Genomic DNA, 21,333 nt, shown 5'->3' on the forward strand with positions numbered 1-21,333 from the left:
CGGCGCCGGGGCCGACAGGGCGGGACAGGCGGGGACGAGCAGGGCCGCGAGGGCGAGACGCAGGGCCGGACGCATGAGAACCGAATCCTCCGGGATCGGGACCCTCATAGCAGGTTCAGGCCCGGCTTGAGCCTCACGCCTGCGGGAGCGCCCCCGCCTTCGTCCCTGTCCCGGTCATCCCTGCCCCGGTCCGGCTCCCCGCCGCGCCCGCCGGGGCCTGCCCGCCCATCACGTCCTGCCCGCCGAAGCGGGCGAAGCGGAGCGCCAGGCCCGGCAGGATCAGGAGGTTCAGCACGGTCGAGGTGACGAGGCCGCCGAGGATCACGATCGCCATCGGCCCCTCGATCTCGCGGCCGGGCTCGCCGGCGCCGAGCGCGAGCGGCATCAGCCCGAGCCCCGTCACCAGCGAGGTCATCAGGATCGGCACCAGCCGGTCGGCGGCCCCCGCGATGGCGGTCGCCCCGTCCCAGGGCCGGCCCTCCGCCACGACGAGATGCTCGTAATGGGCGATCATCATGATGGTGTTGCGCAAGGAGATGCCGAACAGCGTCACGAAGCCGACGATGGAGCCGAGGGAGAGCACGCCGCCGGTCGCCGCCACCGCCGCGACGCCGCCGACGAAGGCGAAGGGCAGGTTCACCAGCACCAGGGCGAGGTTGGCGCCCGAGCCCGTCACCACCGCGAGCAGCAGCACGATGCCGAGCCCGGCGAGGGCCGAGTGGAGGAGGAGATCGCGCCGGGCCTGGGCTTGTGCCTCGGCCGAGCCGGCGAAGGAGACGTAGACGCCCTCGGGCAGGCGCACCTCCTTGGCGATCTTGCGCTTGGCTGCGGCCACGAAGCTGCCGATGTCCCGGCCCACCACGTTGGCGGTCACCGCCTGGACGCGCTGCGCGCCCTGATGCTGCACCTGGTAGCGCCCGGTGGTCTCGTAGATGTCGGCGACCTGGGACAGGCGGATGTAGCGCCCGCCGGGGGTGCGCAGCGGCAAGTCGCCGAGGCCCGAGAGCCGCCCCCGCGCCCGCTCGTCGAGGATGACGATGACGTTGAACACGGCGTTGCCGACATAGGTCTGGCCGACCACGTCGCCCTGATAGGCGGTGCGCACCGATTCCAGCACCTCGATCGCGTCGAGGCCCCAGTGGCGCAGGTCGGCGGGACGCAGGGAGGCGTTCACCTGCGGCATGCCGGCGGGCGAGACCTTCTGCACGTCGCGGGCGCCGCGCACCTCGGCGAGCTCCCGCGCCACCGCCTTGGCCGCGGCATCGATGCGGTCGAGGTCGTTGCCGATCAGGTTGACCACCACCGGGGCGGTGAAGCCCGAGACCGTCTCCTCGATGCGCTCGGTCAGGAAGGTCTTGAGCGAGAAATGGGCGCCCGGGAAGCCGGCGGCGAGCGCCCGGATCCGCGCCTCGACCGTCTTCTGGGCGGCGCCGTCGAGCCCCGGATCGAGGTCGATATGGATCTCGCTGTAATGGGTGCCCGCCGTGTCCTGGCCGGCCTCGGCCCGGCCGATCTGCGAGGCGACCGCCCGGATGCCGGGAATGGCGCGCAGCGCGTCCGTGATCCGCACGCCCATCCGCTGCGATTCCTGCAGGGCGGTGCCGGGCGCGCCGGCCATGTGCAGGATCAAGTGACCCTCCTTCAGGTCGGGCAGGAAGGTGCCCCCCAGGAGCGGCAGCAGCGCGGCGCCGCCGAGGGTGGTGAGGACGGCGAGCGCCATCACGGCGCGGGGATGGCGGCCGATGCGGCCGAGGGGGCCCGCGTAGCGCGCCCGCGCCCAGGCCATCCCCGGCGGCGCGCGCGCCCCGCCCGCCGGCCCGCCGGATCCCCGCCTGCCGAGGAGCAGCAGGCTCAGCGCCGGCGTGACGGTGAGCGCGACGACGAGCGAGGCCACGACCGCGAGGATGTAGGCGAGGGCCAGCGGCCCGAACAGCCGGCCCGCGACCCCCGACAGGGCGAGCACCGGCAGGAAGACGAGGAGCACCGCGAAGGTCGCGTAGGCCACCGCCGTGCGCACCTCCAGGATCGCGTCGAGGACGATGCGGGCGGCGGGCGCAGGATCGCCCGCCGCCCGCCGCTCGCGCAGGCGCCGGACCACGTTCTCGACGCCGATCACCGCGTCGTCCACCACCTCGCCGATGGCGATGGCGAGGCCGCCGAGCGTCATGGTGTTGAGGCTCTCGCCCGCCGCCATCAGGGCGAGCACCGCGGCGACGAGGGAGAGCGGGATCGCCACCGCGCTGATCAGGCTGGTGCGCCAGTCGCCGAGGAAGACGAGGAGCACGATGACGACGAGCGCCCCCCCGACGGCCAGCGCCTGCAGCACGTTGCCGTTGGCGACCGCGATGAAGTTCGCGGGCCGGAACAGGTCGGGCCGCACGGCGATGCCTTCGCGGCCGAGCGCCGGCTTGAGGTCGGCGAGCGCCGCCTCGACGCGGTCGGTGACCTCCAGGGTGTTGGCGCCGATCTGCGCGCCGACCATCAGCAGCACGCCGGGCTTGCCGTCGATCAGGGCCGCGCTGATCGGCGGCTCGGGGGCGGCGCGCACGGTGGCCACATCCGCCAGCACCACGCTCGCCCCGCCCTCGTTCACGAGGACGGTGCGGCCGAGCACCTCCGGATCGAGGGCCTGGCCCTCGCTGCGCAGCACCACGCGCTGGTTGGCCGTGTCGACGAAGCCCGCCCCGCGCACCCCGGTGGCCTTGCGGGCGGCGGCGAGCACGTCGTTGAGGCCGACGCGGAAGCGCACCAGGTCGTTCGGGCGCACCTGCACCTGGAGCGAGCGCACGCCGCCGCCATAGACCGAGACCTGGGCGACGCCGGGCACCGCGAGCAGCCGCTGACGGACGGTCCAGTCGGCAACGGTGCGAAGATCCAGGTCGTCGCGGGTGTCGGAGGTCAGGCCGACGAGGAGCACGGTGCTGGTCGAGGAGGTCAGCGCCGTCATGGCGGGCGGCATCACCCCCTGCGGCAGGCGGCCCGCCAGGGCGACGAGGCGTTCGCCGACGCGCTGGCGCACCCGGTCGATGTCGCTGCCCGCACGGAACACGGCGGTGATCACCGAGAGGCCCTGGATCGAGGAGGAGCGCAGGGTCTCCAGCCCCGGCAGGCCGTTGATCGCGACCTCGATCGCCTGGGTGACCAGAACCTCGACCTGCTCCGGGTCGAGGCCCGGCGCCTCGGTCTGGACCACCACCGTGGGCGGCGCGAATTCGGGGAAGACGTCGTACTTGGCCCGCGCCAGCGCGAACAGGCCGAAGACGAGCAGCGCGCAGGCGAGGGTCAGCACGACCCGCGGCAGGCGCACCGAGAGCCCGACGAGGGCGGCCTGGATACCTGTGGGCCTGCCGCCGGTTCCCCAGTCAGTCATCGTCGTCGCCCGCGACCCGGATCTGGCTCTTCAGCTCCTCGGAGAGCAGCGCCTGCCCGCCCTTCAGCACGATCTCGGTGCCGTCGGGCAGGCCCTCGGCCACGTAGGCGTCGTCCGACATGGGCGGGTCGGAGCGGATCGGGTGGCGGACATAGGCGCCCGCCCCCACCGCCCGGTAGACCCAGGTGCCGCCCTGCCCGTGCACCACCGCATCCTCGGGCACCAGCACGCCGGTCACCGTGCGCTCGGAGGGCAGGAAGGCCAGCGTGCTCATGCCGGGCAGGAGGCCGCTCTCGCCGGAGACGAGGTAGTAGAAGCTCTGGCCCTGGATGCGCGGATCGGTGCGGGTGGCCGGGCTCACGAAGCGCAGGGCCACCCGGTCGCTCTGCGGCGGCACCTCGGCGAAGGCGGCGCCCGGAGCGGCCCCTACGGATTCACCCGGCGGCAGGGTGACCTGCATCAGGAAGTCGGCGCGCTCGATCAGGCGGGTGACGGTGGGCGCGCGCTCGACGATGGCCTTGCCGATCACCGGCCCCCATTCCTGCTGGGCGGTGGCGGCCAGCGTCCGCAGCTGCGATTCCGCCGCCATCAGGGCGGCCTGATCGGTCTGGTAGGTGCCCTCCGCCGTCTCGACCTGCACGGGCGTGGCGTATTGGCCGAGAGTCTTCGCCCGCCGCGCGGCGCTGCCCGAGACCTCGACCCGGGCCCGCGCCTGCTGGAGCTGCGCCTTGGCGCTCAGATAGGCGTTGGTCAGCTCGGTGACCCGGGCGAGGTCGAGGACGAGGCCGTAGGCCTGCAGCTCCTGGCGGTGGGGCAGCGCCCGGCGCACCTCGGTGACGAGGCCGGCTCGGGCGCGCTCCTCGGGGCTGAGGCGCACCACCGTGCGCCCGTCCTCCACCGCCGTGCGCGGAGCCGGCAGCGGCGCCTCGGCGGCGGGCGCCCGGCGCAGATCCGCGAAGAACGGCTCGGTACGGGCGCGCAGCGCCGCGCCCTGTTCCGTGGCGGTGAGGGCGACCATGGCCCCGGCCAGGAGGACGAGGCCCGCAAGCAGGATCGGGCGTCGCCGCCGCTGAACCACCGACATTCCTCCCGCTCGCGACCCGGCCGCTTCGCCCTTCCCTGCATCCGAGGATCGGATGCGGCCATTGCCACTTTTGCCCGGTTTTTGTGTCCTGATCTACCCGTATTCGAGTCGCGTCCCCTACCCTGCCAGCGGCACCGCGAGGTGGAAATGCGCGCCCCGCCCGCCCCGCGGCGTGGTCAGCGTCGCGCCGAGCTGGCGGCTGAGGTTCAGGACCACGCGCATGCCGAGGCTGCGCGAGGCCCGGGCCACGTCGAAATCCTCCGGCAGGCCGACGCCGTCGTCGGCGACGTCGAGGGTCAGGCCCTCCGCCGTGCGCGCGGTGCGCACGCGGATCTCGCCGCCCGCGGGGGAGCCCGCTTCCGGATAGGCGTACTTGATCGCGTTGGTGACGAGCTCGTTGACGAGGAGGCCGATCGGGATCGCCTGGTCGGCGCCGATGCGCAGGGGCGCCACCGTGCAGACGAGGCGGTGGCGCGGCGCGCCGCTCTGCAGGTTGGCGGTCAGCGTCTGGAGGAACGCGGCGAGATCGATCTCGCCGGGCGTCTCGTCCCGGTCCCGGTCGCCCTGCTGCCAGAGCTGGTCGTGCACGCCCGCGATCGCCTCGACGCGGGAGCGCGCGTCGATCAGCGCCGTGCGCACCGCCTCGCCGTCCGGCCCGGCCTCGGCGCTGCGGGCCTGGAGGGCCAGCAGGCTCGCGACGATGGCGAGGCTGTTCTTGACGCGGTGGCTCATCTCGCGGGCGAGCAGGTCCTGCCGGGCGAGCGCCGCGCGCAGCAATTCCTCCGTGCGCTGGCGCTCGATGGCGCCGCCGAGGAGGTTGGCGAAGCCCTGCATGAAGGCGATGTCGGCCTCGCCGAACATGCCCTCGCGGGTGTCGTCCACCTCCAGCACGCCGAAGGCGCCGTCCCGGTTCTCGATCAGCACGTTGATCGCCCGGCGGATGCCGTGATCGGCCATGAGCTGGGGCGTGCGGAAGCGCGTCTCCGCGGCGAGGTGGTTCGAGATCACCGGCCGCCGCGTCTTCAGGGCGAAGCCCGCGGGCGAGGCGAGGTCGGCCCCGACCCGGGCCTTGCCGATCACGTCCGGCGCCCAGCCGACGCCCGCGCGCACGAGCAGCATGTCCTCGCCGCGCAGATATTCGAGCGCCTTGCAGAACTGCGCGCCCATCCCCTCGGCGCAGAGCTCTGCCGCCCGCTGCAGGAGGCCGTCGACATCGTCGCCGCGCAGGGCCTCGACGCCGAACTCGGACAGGATCGCCTGCTGGCGCAGGCGGACGGACAGGTCTGCGGAACAGGAGTCCATGGTGGTCCGGTCTCTAGCAGGAACCGGGCTGGGATGCGATGCACCGGGGTGGCCGGGCCGGTCGGGGCGCCGCGCTCCCGGGGCGGTCCCGGATCTGGAACGGCTCAAATATTCGCGCCGCGATCTGTTTGGGTTTCAGTGTTGCAGATCCGCACTTCCCCGCGGCGCCGGCACGGATAGACCCAATTCGTCGCTCTTGGGAGACATCCGTGACCAACCACCGTTCCACCTCGAAGTCGCTCGCCCTCGCCGTCGTGACGGCCGTCCTCGTGCTCGGCACCGCCGCCTGCGCCACGAACCCGCCGCCGGCCCCCGCGCCGACGCCGGTCCTCAAGAAGGGCTGAGGCTCCGGGCGCCGCGCCTCCGCGAGGGGGCGCGGCCCTTCGCCGCTTCCCGCCCGCCGCGGGAGCCTGTCGCCTCCGGGGGCGGTTGGTCGGGCTGACCACCGCAGGAGGGCAGGCATGGCCGGCGACACCCAGGGACTTTCCGACAAGGCGCTCTCGATCTTCGCCTTCGCGGCCTATCACCGCCTGCTCAGCGGCGGGCGCGTCGCCTCGGTGGTGCGCAAGGACGGCGCCGGCCACGAGGCCGATGCGGAGGGCGTGGCGGAGCTGGAGAGCCGCGGCCTCGCCACCGCCGACGAGACCCGCATCGATCTGGGCGCGGCGGCCGAGGCCTTCACCGAACAGCTCGTCGAGGCCATGCGCCGGGAGGCCGGCCGGTAAATCCGGGATCCCAAAGGGACAAGTCCCTTTGGCGGGGTATCGGGGCGGAGCCCTGATCTTTGATGACCAGGGCTCCGCGCCTCGACCCGCCAAAGGCCTGAGGCCTTTGGGATCCCGGAATGAATGGGGCCCTCCCCCGCGGACGGGGGAGGGTTCGGCTCAGGCGACGGCAACGGCCGCGGCGAGCTTGCGGTGCGGGGTGCCCTCCCCGCCGACCACGGCGACGCGGGTGCCGTCCGCGGCGCGCCGGGTCGCCCAGTCCTCGATCATCTCCAGGCAGGTGTGATCGATATGGGCGAGGCGGTGGGTGGAGAGCCGCACCTCGCCGCCGACCGGCGTCCTCTCCAGCGCCTCGGTGAGGCGGGGCAGCTGGAGGAAGGGCGCCGAGCCGGGGAGGCGCAGCTCCGGCACGCCCGCCCGCTCCGGCGCCGCCGCGTGCTCGATCTTCAGCGGGCCCTTGCGGAGCGCAGGCATCACCTGGATCAGGCTGAGCACGAGGCCGAGCACCACGCCGGAGAGCAGATCGACCAGCACCACGGTGAGCAGGGTGGCGAGCCAGATCCCGGCGGTGACGAGGCCGTAGCGCTCGTGCAGGTGCAGGGCGTGGGCCGGGCTGGCGAGGCGCCAGCCGGTGACCACGAGGATGCCGGCGAGGGCGGCCGTCGGCACCAGGGTCAGCATCCAGGGCAGCAGGAGCAGGAAGGCCAGGATCCAGGTGCCGTGCAGCACCGTGGAGGCCCGGCTCACGGCCCCCGCCTGGACGTTGGCCGAGGAGCGCACGATCACGCCGGTCATCGGCAATCCGCCGATGACCCCGCAGATCAGGTTGCCCACGCCCTGGGCCCCCAGCTCCCGGTTGTACTGCGTGCGCGGCCCGTCATGCATCCGGTCGACGGCGGCGGCCGAGAGCAGGCTCTCGGCGCTGGCGATCACCGCGATGGTGAGCGCCATCACGATCAGCGCCGGCTCGGCGAGCCGCCCCCACAGCTCCGCCGCCGGGAGCCCGATGCTCGACAGGATGGCCTCGGGCACCTCGACGCGCTTCACGTCGAGGGCGCCGAACCCGGCGAGCGCGGTGCCGGCCACGACGCCGATCAGGGCGCCGGGCAGCACCTTCAGCGAGGCCGGCCGGAAGCGCTCCCAGCCGATCATCGCCGCGATGGTGACGAGGCCGACCGCGACCGCGCCGATCCGGTTGCCCTCCCCCGAGACGAAGTTGAAGAAGGCGGCCGGGATCGCCACGAGGTTGTCGAGGCCGCTCGCCTGCGGCATCGCGTCGGTGAGGACGTGGAGCTGCGCCAGCACGATCAGCACGCCGATGCCGGCGAGCATGCCGTGCACCACGGCCGGTGAGATGGCCCGGAACCAGCCGCCGACCCGCAGGAAGCCGAACAGGAGCTGGAACGCGCCGGCGAGCACGAGCACGGGACCCATCATGTCGAGCCCGTGCTGGCGCACGAACTCGAACACGATGACGGCAAGCCCGGCCGCCGGCCCGCTCACCTGGAGCGGCGAGCCCGCGAGCAGGCCGACCACGATGCCGCCGACGATGCCCGTGATCAGGCCCCGTTCCGGCGGCACCCCGGAGGCGATGGCGATGCCCATGCAGAGGGGCAGGGCGACGAGGAAGACGACGACGGAGGCCGGCAGGTCCCGCGCGAGCGTCGTGCGCGCGGAGGCCGGCAGGAGACGGGAGAGAGCCTGCACCGGATCTCTCCTCACTCGGCGGCCACCCGGGCATATTCGGGCGCGGCGACACGGGGCGCGGGCGCCTCCGCCACCGGCAGCCCGTCATCGTGCCCGAGCGGCACGAAGCGGCCGGCCTCGCCGTCATAGGCCAGCAGCGTGCCGGTCTCGATCTCGAAGAACCAGCCGTGCAGGCGCAGTTCTCCCTTGGCGAGCGCCGCGGCGACGCTCGGATGGGTGCGCAGATTCGCGAGCTGGACGATGACGTTCTCGAGCGCCAGCGCCCGGTGGTGCTGCTTCGGGTCCATGTCGGCGGGGTAGGCCTCGCAGACGATGCGCTCGGCGGCCGTCGCATGGCGCAGCCAGGCCGCGACGTTGGGCATCTTCGCCAGCGCCTCGGGGTTCATCAGCCCCTTCATGGCGCCGCAATCGGAATGGCCGCAGACGACGATGTCGCGCACGCCCAGCGCCACCACGGCGTACTCGATCGCCGAGGAGACGCCGCCGTTCTGCTGCGCGAAGGGCGGCACGATGTTGCCCGCGTTGCGGCAGACGAACAATTCGCCCGGCCCCGCCTGGGTGATGTGCTCGGGCGAGACGCGGGAATCCGCGCAGGCGATGATCAGCGCGTTCGGATGCTGCCCGTCGCGGACGAGCTGCTCGTACATCTGCCGCTGGCCCGGGAAGATCTGGGCGCGGAAGGTGGAAATGCCCTGGATGATGGTGTCCACGTGAGAGATCCTCGTGAGTGGCGAGACGGTCTACGGTGAGGCGCGGTGCGTGGGGCCGGGGACGGCCCAAGGGCGGCTTAAGGGCGCCCCCAGAGAGCAGAAGGCGTCGCCGGTCGCCCGCGCCGCGGGGGTGCCGCGGGGCGGGCCCGGATGTCTCGTTTCGCGCGGGAGCGCTCGTTCCGCGCGGGAGCGGATGCGGTCAGCGTCGCGGACGGCTCGTCCCGCCGATCGCCCAGTTCGGGGCCACGATGCGGCGGTCGACGGCGACGGCGGGGCCGTCGCGGTACATCGGCGCGCCGAGGATCTGGCCGGTGCCGCGGCGCTGCGAGTGGAGCGAGCGGGGGTCGTGGTAGGGGTCGCTGACGTAGGAGCTCATATGCGCGCCGCCGGCGGGCATGCGGCTCCCGCTGCCGCCCTCGCCGGCCAGGGCCGCGGCAGGCAGGCCCAGGGCGACGGCCAGGGCGGCGGCGGTGACGATGTGTTTCATGATCTAATCCTTCCTCTTGTGCGGTGTTTGCGCGCAGATCCATGTGTTCTGCGTCGATGAGAGGAAGTTATCTGCAAATAACAATTTCATCTGTGCGTAATGACACGCAGATGTGCTTCTAATTATAATCCATTATCTTTTGCGCTTTCGTGTACGGCCGCACATGGAGCGCTCAAATATTGGATGCAATGGATGAGATCGCGGGCTCGGCCGTTGGCGCGTCGCCTCATCCCCGGGTGTTTCCCGGGACGCGCGTCCGTGCCCAGGGCGGATCGGGCGCGAGACGCGGCGGTGCCGGATGGGACGCGGGGCCCTCTCCACCCAAGTCGGGCCTGCCCGACTCGGGCACGGGGTCGCAGATCTCGGGCAGGCCCGAGATCCGTCGGGAGAGGGGCAGGGTGAGGGTTGAGGACGCTCAGGAATGGGCGGAGCCGCCTCGCCGTCGCGACGGATCCGGACACGTCTCGACCCTCACCCCAGCCCTCTCCCGATCGGGAGAGGGGGGCGCGTCGCGGGTCCCGTGAGCCGTTGGACGCGGAGTCCCTCCTCTCCCCGCAGAGGGGCGAGGGCGTCGGGACGCTGAGATGTCCCTCAGCCGAGCAGCCGGTCGAGGGTGATCGGCAATTCGCGCACGCGCACGCCGGTGGCGTGCCAGACCGCGTTGGCGATGGCGCCGGCGGTGCCGGTGATGCCGATCTCGCCGACGCCCTTCACGCCGAGCGCGTTCACGTGGGGATCGTCCTCGTGCACGAGGATCGCCTCCATTGCCGGCGTGTCGGCGTTCACGGGCACGTGGTACTCGCCGAGATTGTCGTTCAGGAAGCGCCCGGTGCGCGGGTCGAGCGCGGCATGCTCGTGCAGCGCGAAGGACAGGCCCCAGATCATCCCGCCGAAATACTGGCTCTGCACGAGGCGCGGGTTGATGACCCGGCCCGCGGCGAAGGCGCCGACGAGGCGGCTCACCCGGATCTGTCCGAGATCGGGATCGACCTTCACCTCGGCGAAGACCGCCCCGTGGGCGTGCATGGCGTAGCTCTTCTGCGCGGCCGGGTCGGCCGAGGCCTTGCCCGTCCCGGTGATCCGGTCGCGCCCGGCGCGGGCCAGGATTTCGCCCACGCTCTCCGAGCGGCTCTCGTCGTCGCGGCGGATCAGGCGCCCGGCGCGGGCGATCACGCCGGCATTGCCGGCCCCGTAGAGGGGCGAGGCGGAATCGGTCGTGGCGATCTGGGCGAGTTCGGCGATCACGGCCTGCGCCGCCGCGTGGACGGCGCCGCCCGCGGTCGCGGTATGGGCCGAGCCCCCGGCGATGCCCCCGCTCGGCTGGGTCGAGGAGCCCATCTCGACGGTGAGCTGCGCGATGTCGATCCCGAGCCCGTCCGCGGCGATCTGGGCGAGCGCCGTCCAGGCTCCCTGCCCCATGTCCTGGGCGCCGATCACCACCGTGCCGGTGCCGTCGGCGCGCAACTCGGCCCGCGCCTCGGCCTCGAACATCAGGGCCGGGAAGGTCGCGGTGCCAACGCCCCAGCCGACGAGGAGCCCGTCGGCGTCGCGCATCTGCCGCGGCTGAAGCGGACGCTTCTCCCAGCCGAAGCGCGCGGCGCCCTGCGCGTAGCAGGCGCGCAGCGCCTTCGACGAGAAGGGCCGGCCCGAGATCGGCTCGACCTCGGCGTAGTTCACGAGGCGGAATTCCAGCGGATCCATGCCGCAGGCGATCGCCATCTCGTCGATCGCGCTCTCAAGCGCCGCGCTGCCCGTGGCCTCGCCGGGCGCGCGCATGAAGAGCGGCGTGCCGGTATCGACCCGCACGCCGCGGTGGCGCACGGAGAGGTTCGGGGTGGCGTAGAGGGTGTGGCTGACCCCGCCCGCCGGCTCGAAGAAATCGTCGAAGCGGCTCGACGCGGTCAGCGTGTGGTGGTCGAGCGCCGTGAGCTTTCCGTCCGCGTCCGCGCCGAGGCGCAGGGTCTGGCGCGTCTCGGCCCGGTGGCCCATCGGCCCGTACATGTTCTCGCGGCGCGCCACGAGCTTGACCGGGCGGCCGACGAGGCGGGCGGCCATGCAGGCGAGCACCTGCGGCCCGGAGATCGCGCCCTTCGAGCCGAAGCCGCCGCCGAGATAGGGGCTCTCGATGCGGATGTTCTTCGGCGGGATGCCGAACAGCCCGGCGAGCCGGCCGACCGCGGCGGTCAGCCCCTGGCTCGGGGTGTGCAGGGTGAGGCGGTCGCCGTCCCATTCGGCCACCGCCGCGTGCGGCTCCATGGCGTTGTGGTACTGCGCGGGCGTCTCGTAGACCGCCTCGATGCGGGCGGCGGCGTCGGCGAGCCCGGCCTCGACGTCGCCGTGGCCCTCGTCCGGCGGCTGGCCGATGCCGATGCCCGGCGGCGTGAAGGGCGCCTCCGCGTCGAGGCCGATGCGGGGCGTCTCCGTCTCGTAGCGGGGCGCGAGCAGGCGCGCGCCCTCGGTGGCGGCCTCCAGGGTCTCGGCGATGACGACGGCGATCGGCTGGTTGGCGTAGCGGACGGAGGCGTTCTGCAGGAGGTCGAGCCGGAAGGTGAAGGGCCCGTCCTTGGCGTCCGGGTCCTTGGCGAGCGTGGGGGCGTTGTCCGGCGTCATCACCGCGACGACGCCCGGATGGCGCTCCGCCGCCGCCACGTCGAGGCCGGTCACCCGGCCCCGGGCGATGCGGGCGGTGCAGAGCGCGGCGTGCAGCAGCCCCGGCGGCAGGGTGTCGGCGGCGAAGAGCGCCCGCCCCGTCACCTTGAGCGGGCCCTCGCGGCGGGTCAGCGGCGCGCCGATGCTGCCGACATTGCCGGCGCCCTGACGGATGCGGGGTGCGGTCTCAGGCATGGAGCGCTCCGGCGGCGTGCGAGAAGGGGGAGGCCGGCAGCGCCGGCATCCGGGCCGGCGTGCCGGCCTGGGCGAGGGTCAGGGCGCGCACCACGGTGCGGCGGGCGAGCTCGATCTTGAAGGCGTTCTCCGGCCCCGAGGGCTTCGCCCCCGCGACGAGCGCCGCGGCCGCCTTGGAGAAGGCCTCCGCGTCCGGGGTCGCCCCCGTCAGCGCGTCCTCGGCCTCGGCGACCCGCCAGGGCTTCAGGGCGACGCCGCCGAGCGCGAGGCGCGCCGCGCCGATCCGCCCGTTCTCCAGGGTCAGCGCGGCGGCGGCCGAGACCGTGGCGAAGGCGTAGGAGGTGCGGTCGCGGACCTTGAGGTAGCGGGCATGGCCCGAGAAGGCCGCGGCCTCCGGGGGCAGGATCACGGCGGTGACGAGCGCGCCCGGCTCCAGCACGGTCTCGCGCTCCGGGTGGTCGCTGGGCAGGCGGTGGAAGTCGCCGATCGGCACCGTGCGGCGGCCGCCGGCCTCCGCGATCTCGACCTGAGCCCCGAGCGCGGCGAGCGGCACGCAGAGGTCGGAGGGGTGGGTCGCGATGCAGTGCTCGCTCCAGCCCAGCACCGCGTGGATGCGCGTCGCCCCGCCGATCGCCTGGCAGCCGGCGCCGGGCTCGCGCTTGTTGCAGGGGGAGGCCGGGTCGTAGAAATACGCGCAGCGGGTCCGCTGCAGCAGGTTGCCCGCCGTGGTGGCGGCGTTGCGCAGCTGCGCCGAGGCCCCGGCCAGCAGCGCCTCCGCCACCATCGGATAGGTCTTTGCGACATGCGCGTTCCGGGCGAGGTCGCTGTTGCGCACCAGCGCGCCGATCCGCGTCGATCCGTCGGGCTGCGGCTCGACGGCGTCGAGGCCGGGCAGACGGGTGATGTCCACGAGCCGCGACGGCGTCGCGATCCCGCCCTTCATCAGGTCGAGGAGGTTGGTGCCGGCGGCGAGATAGGCGGCTCCGGGCTCGGCGGCGGCGGTGACCGCCTCGGCGATGCTGGCGGCGCGGGTATATGCGAACAGGTTCACGCGGCCTTCTCCCCCGCTTGCGCCTCGGCCCGGGCGGCGGCGACCACCGCCTCGGTGATGCCGGCATAGGCGCCGCACCGGCAGAGATTGCCGCTCATGCCCTCCCGCACCCGCTCCACGTCGGCCGCATCGCCGACCGACTCGCCGGCCTCGCGCATCTCCCGGATCAGGCCGACCGCGCTCATGATCTGGCCGGGGGTGCAGAAGCCGCACTGGAAGCCGTCATGGGCGATGAAGGCCGCCTGGACCGGGTGCAGCGCGTCGCCGTTGGCCAGCCCCTCGACGGTCTCGACCGAGGCGCCGTCGAGGCTCACCGCGAGGGCGAGGCAGGCATTGATCCGGCGCCCGTCGACGAGCACCGTGCAGGCGCCGCACTGGCCGCGGTCGCAGCCCTTCTTCGAGCCGGTGAGGTGGAGGCGCTCGCGCAGGGCGTCGAGCAGGGTGACGCGCGGATCCTCCAGGACGAGGTCGCGCCGCTCACCGTTGACGGTGAGCCGGAGGGGAATGCTCATACGGGCTCCCGGAAGCGCAGTCTGGAATAACTTCAGTTAGATCCGGCCCGGCAGGCGCCCAGGGGGGCTTGCGCCTCCGCATGTGCGCAACGGCACATCGTCATGCCCCTGTCAGAGAGGTGCGCTCTCTGTCGGCCGTCCGAGCGATCCGCGGAGCCCGTGCCCGATGACCCTGCTGACCCGCCGCCATCTCCTCGCGGGCGGAGCCGCCCTGGCCGTGGCCCGCCCCGGGATCAGCCGCGCCGCCGACCGGCCGGCCTTGAGCCACGGCCTGCAATCGGGCGACGTCTCGGGGGATTCCGCGGTGGTCTGGGCCCGGGCCGACCGGCCGGCCCGCGCGGTGATCGAGTGGGCGACCACCGAGCGCTTCCAGGACATCCAGGGTGGCGTCTTCATCGACGCCCTGCCCGAGAGCGACCTCACGGTGAAGGCGGCGCTTCCCGGCCGGCCGCCGGACCAGGAGATCTTCTACCGGGTCCGCCTGCAGAGCCTCGCCGAGCCGGCGCTCCTGGGCGAGCCGCTGGTCGGCCGCTTCCGCAGCGCGCCCGCCAGCCGCCGCGACGTCAGCTTCTGCTGGTCGGGCGACACGGTCGGCCAGGGCTGGGGCATCGACGAATCGCGCGGCGGCATGACGATCTACGCCGCGATCCAGCGCAACCGGCCGGACTTCTTCCTGCATTCCGGCGACACGATCTACGCGGACGGGCCGATCCAGGCCGAGGTCAGGCTTCCCGACGGCAGCCTCTGGCGCAACATCGTCACCGAGGAGAAGGCGGAGCCGGCCGAGACGCTGGCGGAGTTCCGCGGCGCCTACAAGTACAACCTCCTCGACCGCAACCTGCTGGCGATGAACCGCGCGGTGCCGATCCTGGCCCAGTGGGACGACCACGAGGTCACCAACAACTGGTGGCCGGGCGAGCCCCTCACCCGGCCCGAACACCTGCGCAAGCGGTACGAGGCCGGCAACAGCCTCGTGCTGGCCGCCCGCGCGGCCCGCGCCTTCCACGAATACATGCCGATGCGCTTCGCGCCGGCGGAGCCCGGCCGCGTCTACCGGACGATCTCCTACGGGCCGCTGCTCGACGTGTTCCTGCTCGACATGCGCAGCTATCGCGGGCCGAACGGGGCCAATGACGAGACCGAGGAGAGCGCGCGCACGCAGTTCCTCGGCCCGGCGCAGGTGGCGTGGCTGAAGCGCGAACTGAAGGCCTCGCGCGCCACCTGGAAGGCGATCGCCGCCGACATGCCGCTCGGCCTCGTCGTCACCTACGACACCGACCGGAATGTCGGCTCGGAGGCGGTGGCGCAGGGCGACGGGCCGCCGCTCGGCCGGGAACTGGAGATCGCCGGCCTGCTGCGCTTCATCCGCGACGAAGAGATCCGCAACACGGTCTGGTTCACGGCCGACGTGCATTACACGGCCGCCCATTACTATGACCCGAACAAGGCCCGCTTCCAGGATTTCGCGCCGTTCTGGGAGTTCGTCTCCGGGCCGCTGCACGCGGGCACCTTCGGCCCGAACCGGCTCGACGACACGTTCGGGCCCCAGCTGCGCTTCCAGAAGGCGCCCGAGGGCGGGCGCCAGAACCTCTCGCCGGCGGAGGGCTACCAGTTCTTCGGCCACGTCGCGATCGAGGGCGCGACGCGCCGCATGACCGTCACCCTGAAGGATGCCGCCGACACGGCTTTGTGGAGCACGGTGATCGATCCGGCGTGAGGGGCGGTCAGGCGTGAGGTTCTCCCTCCCCCCTCTGCGGGGGAGGGTGGCCCTCGCGTCAGCGAGGGTCGGGAGAGGGGAGCCCGGCTTCAGGCACAGGCGCAGCGTCGATGCCGAGCTCTCTCCTGCCGCGTCGCTCCCCTCTCCCGCCTCGCATCCGCTCGGCACCCTCCCCCGCAGAGGGGGGAGGGTTGAGCCGGTGCGCAATGCGATCCGTTCGGAATGCTCTCAGACCCAATCCGGTTGATCCCTTCGGGATGGCGGATTTGGGCTTCGCTCGGACGCCGCGCGGGCTTGGTGATACGGAGCCCGCTCTGATCAAGCGGAGTCCGTATCACAGATCCCCCGGCACGCCGTAGCTCGGGGCGGCGGCGGGATCGAGGGCGCGGGTGACGTAGGCGTCGAGCTGGGGCTTGTAGAGGTCCCAGAGCGCGGCGAGGGCGGCGATCGGACAGGATTCCGTCCAGTCGACGCGCAGATCCGCCACCGGCCAGGCGACCTCGCGCACCAGCATCAGCCCGGCCGAGTGCACGGGCCCCGCCTCGCCGCCCGCCGCGAGGGCCGCCCGCATCGCCGCGATCAGCCGATCGCCGAGATGGCCCGTCGCGGCGCCGAAGGCATCCACCATCGCCTGCGGCACGCCCGCATCGGCCAGCAGGTTGCCGCCGCAGGCGACGTTCTCGGCGCGCGCCTCCGCCCAGGTGCCGAGCGCCTTCGGGCCGGAATGGATCGCCGAGAGGCCGCCCGCATCCACCGCCAGCACCTGGCGGTACTCCATCGGGCCGCCCGTCTGCCGGAGCACGGCCACCGCCTCCGCCGCGCTCGCCCCCAGCGCCATCAGGTCGAGGGCGCGGCGGCCGAGCCGCGGATCGGTGACGTTCTGGCTCGCCACCGCGCCGACGCCGGCCCGCGCATGGGCGCAGCGCGCGGCCACCGCGGGCGAGGAGGAGGAGACGGCGACCCCGAACATGCCGGTCGACGCGCAGCGCGCCACGATCGAGAAGGTCATCTGCTCAATCCGGGCTCAATCCGGGATCACGGCGATGGCGTCGATCTCGACGAGCCATTCCGGCCGGGCGAGCGCGGAGACCACGATGCCGGTCGAGACCGGGTGCACGCCCTTCAGCCAGCGTCCGACCGTGCGGTAGACGGCCTCGCGGTAGCGCGGATCGACCAGGTAGATCGTGATCTTGCAGACGTGCTCGAGCTTGGCGCCCGCCTCCTCCAGCAGCATCGCGATATTGGCCATGGCCTTGTCGGCCTGGGCCCCGGCATCGCCGATGGCGACGCTCTCGGAGGTGTCGAGGTCCTGGCCGATCTGGCCGCGCACGAACACCATCTGCCCGCGCGCCACCACCGTCTGGCAGAGGTCGTTGTCGAGCGCCTGCTCGGGATAGGTGTCGCGGGTGTTGAAGGGGCGGATGCGCTTGTGCACGGTCATCGGGTCGTGTCTGCCTCAGGGCGTGGGTTCAAGGGTGGGCATCTCGGCGGCCGCGTCCGCGAAGCGGGCGGCGCAGGCCCGGCGGAAGGCCTCCGCGGCCGGGCCGAGCCGTCCCTCGGCCCGGCGGGCGAGGACGAGGCGGCTCGGCGCGACGGCGCGGTCGAGGGGGCGGCTCACCAGCGGGCGCCCGTCATAGGAGAGGCCGGAGGCCGGCCGCGTCGCGAGCAGCGCGTAGCCGAAGCCGTGGGCGACGAGGCCGCGGGCCATCTCGAAGGAGAGGGTCCGCACCCGCACCGTGGGGGCGAGCCCCGCCGCCTCGAACAGCGACAGGAAGTAGCGTCCGCTCGGCGGCGCATCGAGCAGGATCATCGGCTCGGCCGCGAGATCCTCGAGCGCGAGCGCGTCGCGCGCGGCGAGCGGGTGGCCCTCGGCCAGCAGCACGTAGGGCTGCAAGGCGGCGAGCGGATCGGTGGCGAGCCCCTCGCCGAGGTCGAGATCGTAGACCAGGGCGAGGTCGACCTCGCCGGCCTTCAGCCCCTCCACCACCCGGCGCTGGTCGCCCTCGAGGAGCTTCAGGTCGAGCGCGTGGCCGTCCTCGGACAGGCGCCCGAGCAGGCCGGGCAGGAGATGCGGGCCGAAGGTGTGGAAGGCGCCGACCCGCAGGGCCTCGGTGGCGGGGGGCGCCTCGGCGGCGCGGTCGGCGTGGCGGGTCGGGGTGCCGTAGGCGCGGTTGGCGTAGATCAGCGGCGAGCCGGGCTCGGCCCGGTAGAGGTCGGCCACCGCGCCGAAGAAGACGTAATGCGTGCCGATCTCGACCTGGCTCACCAGGCGGCAGTCGAAGGCCACCAGCGGATCGACCACCCGCGGCGCGCCGGTGATCTGGGTGGTCCAGCGCGCGCAGGAGAACTTGTCGCCGTCGGGCGTCCGGTAGCGTCCGGCGAAGCAGTCCGAGATGTAGGATTGATCGTCGCGCAGCACGTTCACGCAGAACACGCCGTTCTCGCGGATCGCCTCCGCCGCCCGGCTCTGGCGGTGCACGCAGACGAGGAGGGTCGGCCGCTCGGTATCGGCCGAGACCGAGGCCATGGCCGAGACGGTGACCCCGAAGCGGCCGGCCGCCCCGTCCGTGGTGACGACGTTCACCGTACAGGCGGCGGCGGCCATGCCGCCGAGGAAGCGGGCGCGCAGATCCGGATCGGGCGGCGTCGGCTGGAGCATGCGGTCCTCCTGGGGATTCGTCCCCGGGTTGGCGCGGTGAGCGCAACCCTAGCGCAGGCGGCGCGGGGACCAAGAAGGCATTTCCGCGGCTCTGGTTCGGAAGATGCGAAGCGGGCCCCCCCTCCCGCACGCGGCGGATGGGAGGGCCCGGACGCGGGGCTCATCCGACATCCGGCTGATCCCGTCGGGATCGCGGATGTCGCTGTCGCTCACGCGCCGCGCGGGCTTGCCGATCCGGGTTCCGCTTGGATCGACCGGACACCGGATCAGTTCCAGGTGTGCAGCACGGAGCGCCACGCGCCGTCGCGGCGCTCCAGCACGTTGACCCAGTTGCCCTCGAAGGTCTTGCGCGCACCCCCCTCCCCGGGGCCGGACATCGCCCAGCGGCCGGTGGCGATGAGCAGGTCGCCCTTCGGCTGGGCCGACTTCACCGTGACCTTGTGGTCGTCCCAGCCCTTGGCCTTGAGGCCGGAGAAGAAGGTCGCGATGCCCGTGCCGCTCTGCGGCTGCCCCTTGGTCACGACGATCGCGTCGGCGGCGTAGAGCTTGGACAGGCGGTCCATGTCGCCGGCATTGTAGACTTCGTCCCATGCATTCGCCGCGGCCTGGGCCTCGTTCAGGGGCTGGTCCGCGGCGGCGGCGTCCGGCCGCAGGACTGCGGCAGCCAGGAACAGGAGAGCGGCGGCTCCGGCGCGTGTCATTGTTTCCTCCGGTCTGATGTGGTTCGCGGTCTCCTCCGCGAACATTGATTCTAGCGCATCCTTGATCGTGCGAAATCCTGCGGGCGTTGCGCGCGGATACAGGTCCGGTCCGATCGAAAGCATCGGGCGCATCCGGTCCGAGGCCGGGGCCGGGTCGCGCCGGGCGGGGCCCGAGGAAACTTGCGGCCGTCTCGCGGCTTTGTGAGCAGGGATCGAGCGGGAAAGGATCGGTGTGGGCAACGGGATCTGGCGCGCGGGCGCCTTGCGCGACGGGCTGGTGGTGGCCGCGGCCGCCGCCGCGACGGTGGCGATCTGGTCTCTCCTGCCGGTCGATGCGTGGCTGCGCGGCTTCGGGGCCTGGGCCACGGGGCTCGGCGTCTACGGGCCGCTCGCCTTCGGGGCGATCTTCCTCGTCGCCACCCTCCTCGTCATCCCCTGCACGCCGCTCACCATCGCGGGCGCCGTCGCCTTCGGCTGGTGGTCGATGCCGATCGTCCTGGCCGCGGCGACGCTCGGCTCGCTGATGGCCTTCCTGGCGGCCCGCTCCCTGCTCCAGGACCGGGTGCGCCGGATCATCGACCGGCGGCCCGGCTGGAAGGCCACTGCGGACGCGGTCGGCGACGGCGACTGGCGTCTGCTCCTGCTGATGCGCCTGAGCCCCTTCGTGCCCTTCAACGCCCAGAACTACGCCCTCGGCCTCACCGATGTCGGCCTCGGCGCCTTCCTGCTCTCGACGGTGCTCGGCATGCTGCCGGGCACGGTGCTCTGCGTCTATCTCGGGGTGATCGGCCGCGCGGCCGGGCAGGAGGGCCCGGTGCACTGGCTCTCCCTCGGCCTCGGCCTCGCCGCCACCTTCGGCCTCGTCGTCCTCACCCGGCGCCGGGTGCGGGCCAAGCTCAGGGCGCGGGGGGAATCCCGCACCCCAACGGAAATCTGCGCCGGGACATGACCATCGCCGTGAACCCAAGGGATGCCCGCGCCCTGGCCTTCCCTGCCGGCCCCGACCCGGTCTGGCGCCGGGAGCGGGCGGAGCGCGTCGCCCTGCTGCATGACGGAGCAGCCTACTTCGCCGCCGCCCGCGCCGCACTCGTCGCGGCGCGCCGCTCGATCCTGCTGATCGGCTGGAGCTTCGATCCGCGCACGCGGCTCTGCCCGGGCGGTGCGGAGAGCGGCGCGGCGGGCGACGAGAGCCTCGGCGACCTGCTCCGGCGCCTCAAGGCCGAGCGGCCCGACCTCGCGATCCGCCTCCTGGTCTGGACCATGCCCTGGCCGCTCTCGGCGCAGTCCGACATGACGCCCGAGCGGATCCGCGCGGCGCTCGGACCCGGCATCGACTACCGGGTCGACGCCACCCTGCCCTACGGCGCCTGCCAGCATCAGAAGATCCTGGTGGTGGACGACCGGGTCGCCTTCAGCGGCGGCAGCGACTTCGAGGCGAACCGCTGGGACACCCCCGCCCACCGCGACCGCGAGACCCGCCGCCGCCTGCCCTCGGGCGAGCCCTACCCGCCCCGCCACGACGTGATGATGCTGGTCGACGGCCCGGCGGCGCGCGCGCTCGGCGACCTCGCGCGGGAGCGCTGGCAGGCCGCGACCGGCGAGACCCTGGCGCCCGTGGCGACGGACGGTCCCGGCGGCCGCGATCCCTGGCCCGGCGCGCTCGCCCCCGATTTCGCGCCGGCCACCGTCGCGATCGCCCGCACCGTGCCGGCCGCGGCGGGCCGGCCGGCCGTGCGCGAATGCGAGGCGCTCTATCTCGCGCAGATCCGCGCCGCCCGCCGCACGATCTACCTGGAGAACCAGTACTTCACCGCGCCGCTGATCGCCCGGGCGCTCGCCGCGCGGCTCGCCGAGCCGGACGGGCCCGAGATCGTCGTGGTGGTGGCCGAGTGCAGCCCCAACGGCTTCGACCGCCTCACCATGGACAGCGCCCGCCGCGGCCTGATCCGCTGGCTCAAACGCCAGGACCGCCACGGCCGCTTCCGCATCCGCGCGCCGCATACCGAGCGCGGCCTGCCGATCCTCGTCCATTCCAAGGTCGCGATCTTCGACGACCGTGTGCTGCGGGTCGGCTCCAGCAACCTGAACAACCGCTCCTTCGGCTACGACAGCGAGTGCGACCTCGTGGTGGAGGCAGGCCCGCAGGATGCGGACACCCGCGCCGCCATCGCCGGCTTGCGCGACCGGCTCATCGCCCACCACGCCGCCTGCCCGGCCGGCGCCTTCGCGGCGGCGGCGGCCGAGCGCGGCCTGTGCGCGGCGCTCGACGATCCGGGCCTCGCCCCGCCGCGCCGGCTCTGCACCGTGGTGCCCTCGCACCGCTCGGCGCTGGCCCGCCTGATCGAGGCCTGGCACATCGGCGACCCGGTCGGGATGGGCGACGCCTGGCGTCCCTGGCGCCGCCCCCGCCTGCTGCGCCGGGCCGCACGGCACCTCCTCCTGGGCTGAATCCGGGGATCCCAAA

The 21,333-nt window shown here is 73.3% G+C and carries 18 protein-coding genes; 5 read left to right on the top strand and 13 right to left on the bottom strand.

What is annotated here, in order from left to right; translation table 11 throughout:
- Nucleotides 1-133: 133 nt before the first annotated feature.
- The 3 genes from MET9862_RS16185 to MET9862_RS16195 form a co-directional block, all read right to left on the bottom strand.
- On the bottom strand, nt 134-3,370 hold the full coding sequence (locus MET9862_RS16185) for an efflux RND transporter permease subunit (RefSeq protein WP_142583944.1): 3,237 nt from the start codon (nt 3,368-3,370) through the stop codon (nt 134-136).
- The gene (locus MET9862_RS16190) at nt 3,363-4,454 is read right to left on the bottom strand and encodes an efflux RND transporter periplasmic adaptor subunit (RefSeq protein ID WP_142583945.1); all 1,092 of its coding nucleotides are present in this window, start codon (nt 4,452-4,454) and stop codon (nt 3,363-3,365) included. Before MET9862_RS16190 ends, MET9862_RS16185 begins: the two co-directional genes overlap by 8 nt.
- 117 nt (nt 4,455-4,571) lie before the next feature.
- Entirely contained in the window at nt 4,572-5,756 is a 1,185-nt protein-coding gene (locus MET9862_RS16195) for a sensor histidine kinase (RefSeq protein ID WP_142583946.1), read from the bottom strand.
- A gap of 209 nt (nt 5,757-5,965) precedes the next feature.
- Here MET9862_RS16195 and MET9862_RS30465 point away from each other — a divergent pair, with 209 nt between their 5' ends.
- Both MET9862_RS30465 and MET9862_RS16200 read left to right on the top strand, forming a co-directional pair.
- Nucleotides 5,966-6,100, top strand: a complete 135-nt coding sequence (locus MET9862_RS30465; RefSeq protein WP_280178974.1) for a hypothetical protein — start codon at nt 5,966-5,968, stop codon at nt 6,098-6,100.
- 117 nt (nt 6,101-6,217) lie between these two features.
- Nucleotides 6,218-6,481 carry a hypothetical protein gene (locus MET9862_RS16200; protein WP_142583947.1) on the top strand — a complete coding sequence of 88 codons (264 nt, stop codon included), beginning with the start codon at nt 6,218-6,220 and terminating at the stop codon, nt 6,479-6,481.
- A 159-nt stretch (nt 6,482-6,640) separates the two neighbouring features.
- Here the strand turns inward: MET9862_RS16200 and MET9862_RS16205 are convergent, their stop codons facing one another.
- The 6 genes from MET9862_RS16205 to MET9862_RS16230 all read right to left on the bottom strand — a co-directional run bounded on the left by MET9862_RS16205 (nt 6,641) and on the right by MET9862_RS16230 (nt 13,792).
- On the bottom strand, nt 6,641-8,188 hold the full coding sequence (locus MET9862_RS16205; RefSeq protein WP_142583948.1) for a SulP family inorganic anion transporter: 1,548 nt from the start codon (nt 8,186-8,188) through the stop codon (nt 6,641-6,643).
- 11 nt (nt 8,189-8,199) lie between these two features.
- Nucleotides 8,200-8,898, bottom strand: coding sequence for a carbonic anhydrase (locus MET9862_RS16210; protein ID WP_142583949.1), 699 nt, complete (start codon nt 8,896-8,898; stop codon nt 8,200-8,202).
- Nucleotides 8,899-9,097: 199 nt separating this feature from the next.
- A complete protein-coding gene (locus MET9862_RS16215; protein WP_142583950.1) occupies nt 9,098-9,385 on the bottom strand; it encodes a hypothetical protein in 288 nt (95 codons plus the stop codon).
- A 591-nt stretch (nt 9,386-9,976) separates the two neighbouring features.
- Nucleotides 9,977-12,229: a xanthine dehydrogenase family protein molybdopterin-binding subunit gene (locus MET9862_RS16220; protein ID WP_142583951.1), complete on the bottom strand. Its 2,253-nt coding sequence runs from the start codon at nt 12,227-12,229 to the stop codon at nt 9,977-9,979.
- Complete coding sequence (locus tag MET9862_RS16225) at nt 12,222-13,280, bottom strand: FAD binding domain-containing protein (protein ID WP_142583952.1); 1,059 nt, start codon at nt 13,278-13,280, stop codon at nt 12,222-12,224. The genes MET9862_RS16220 and MET9862_RS16225 overlap by 8 nt, the downstream gene beginning before the upstream one ends.
- The gene (locus MET9862_RS16230; protein WP_142583953.1) at nt 13,277-13,792 is read right to left on the bottom strand and encodes a (2Fe-2S)-binding protein; all 516 of its coding nucleotides are present in this window, start codon (nt 13,790-13,792) and stop codon (nt 13,277-13,279) included. The genes MET9862_RS16225 and MET9862_RS16230 overlap by 4 nt, the downstream gene beginning before the upstream one ends.
- Nucleotides 13,793-13,958: 166 nt before the next feature.
- Here MET9862_RS16230 and MET9862_RS16235 point away from each other — a divergent pair, with 166 nt between their 5' ends.
- Nucleotides 13,959-15,509 (top strand): alkaline phosphatase D family protein, encoded by a 1,551-nt coding sequence (locus tag MET9862_RS16235; RefSeq protein ID WP_142583954.1) that lies wholly within the window; start codon nt 13,959-13,961, stop codon nt 15,507-15,509.
- Between the two features lie 334 nt (nt 15,510-15,843).
- Here MET9862_RS16235 and MET9862_RS16240 read toward each other — a convergent pair whose 3' ends face one another.
- From MET9862_RS16240 to MET9862_RS16255, 4 genes are all read right to left on the bottom strand, one after another.
- Nucleotides 15,844-16,518, bottom strand: a complete 675-nt coding sequence (locus MET9862_RS16240) for a DUF1028 domain-containing protein (RefSeq protein WP_142583955.1) — start codon at nt 16,516-16,518, stop codon at nt 15,844-15,846.
- A 15-nt stretch (nt 16,519-16,533) separates the two neighbouring features.
- On the bottom strand, nt 16,534-16,950 hold the full coding sequence (locus MET9862_RS16245; protein WP_142583956.1) for a RidA family protein: 417 nt from the start codon (nt 16,948-16,950) through the stop codon (nt 16,534-16,536).
- A gap of 15 nt (nt 16,951-16,965) precedes the next feature.
- On the bottom strand, nt 16,966-18,168 hold the full coding sequence (locus MET9862_RS16250) for a LysR substrate-binding domain-containing protein (protein ID WP_142583957.1): 1,203 nt from the start codon (nt 18,166-18,168) through the stop codon (nt 16,966-16,968).
- 266 nt (nt 18,169-18,434) lie between these two features.
- Nucleotides 18,435-18,869 carry a YybH family protein gene (locus MET9862_RS16255; protein WP_142583958.1) on the bottom strand — a complete coding sequence of 145 codons (435 nt, stop codon included), beginning with the start codon at nt 18,867-18,869 and terminating at the stop codon, nt 18,435-18,437.
- 232 nt (nt 18,870-19,101) lie between these two features.
- On the opposite strand from MET9862_RS16255, the gene MET9862_RS16260 reads away from it, so the two are divergent.
- Nucleotides 19,102-19,818: a TVP38/TMEM64 family protein gene (locus MET9862_RS16260; RefSeq protein WP_244612745.1), complete on the top strand. Its 717-nt coding sequence runs from the start codon at nt 19,102-19,104 to the stop codon at nt 19,816-19,818.
- Nucleotides 19,815-21,317, top strand: a complete 1,503-nt coding sequence (locus tag MET9862_RS16265) for a phospholipase D-like domain-containing protein (RefSeq protein ID WP_142583959.1) — start codon at nt 19,815-19,817, stop codon at nt 21,315-21,317. The genes MET9862_RS16260 and MET9862_RS16265 overlap by 4 nt, the downstream gene beginning before the upstream one ends.
- Nucleotides 21,318-21,333: the final 16 nt, after the last annotated feature.

Source organism: Methylobacterium symbioticum, from assembly GCF_902141845.1.
GTDB lineage: Bacteria > Pseudomonadota > Alphaproteobacteria > Rhizobiales > Beijerinckiaceae > Methylobacterium > Methylobacterium symbioticum.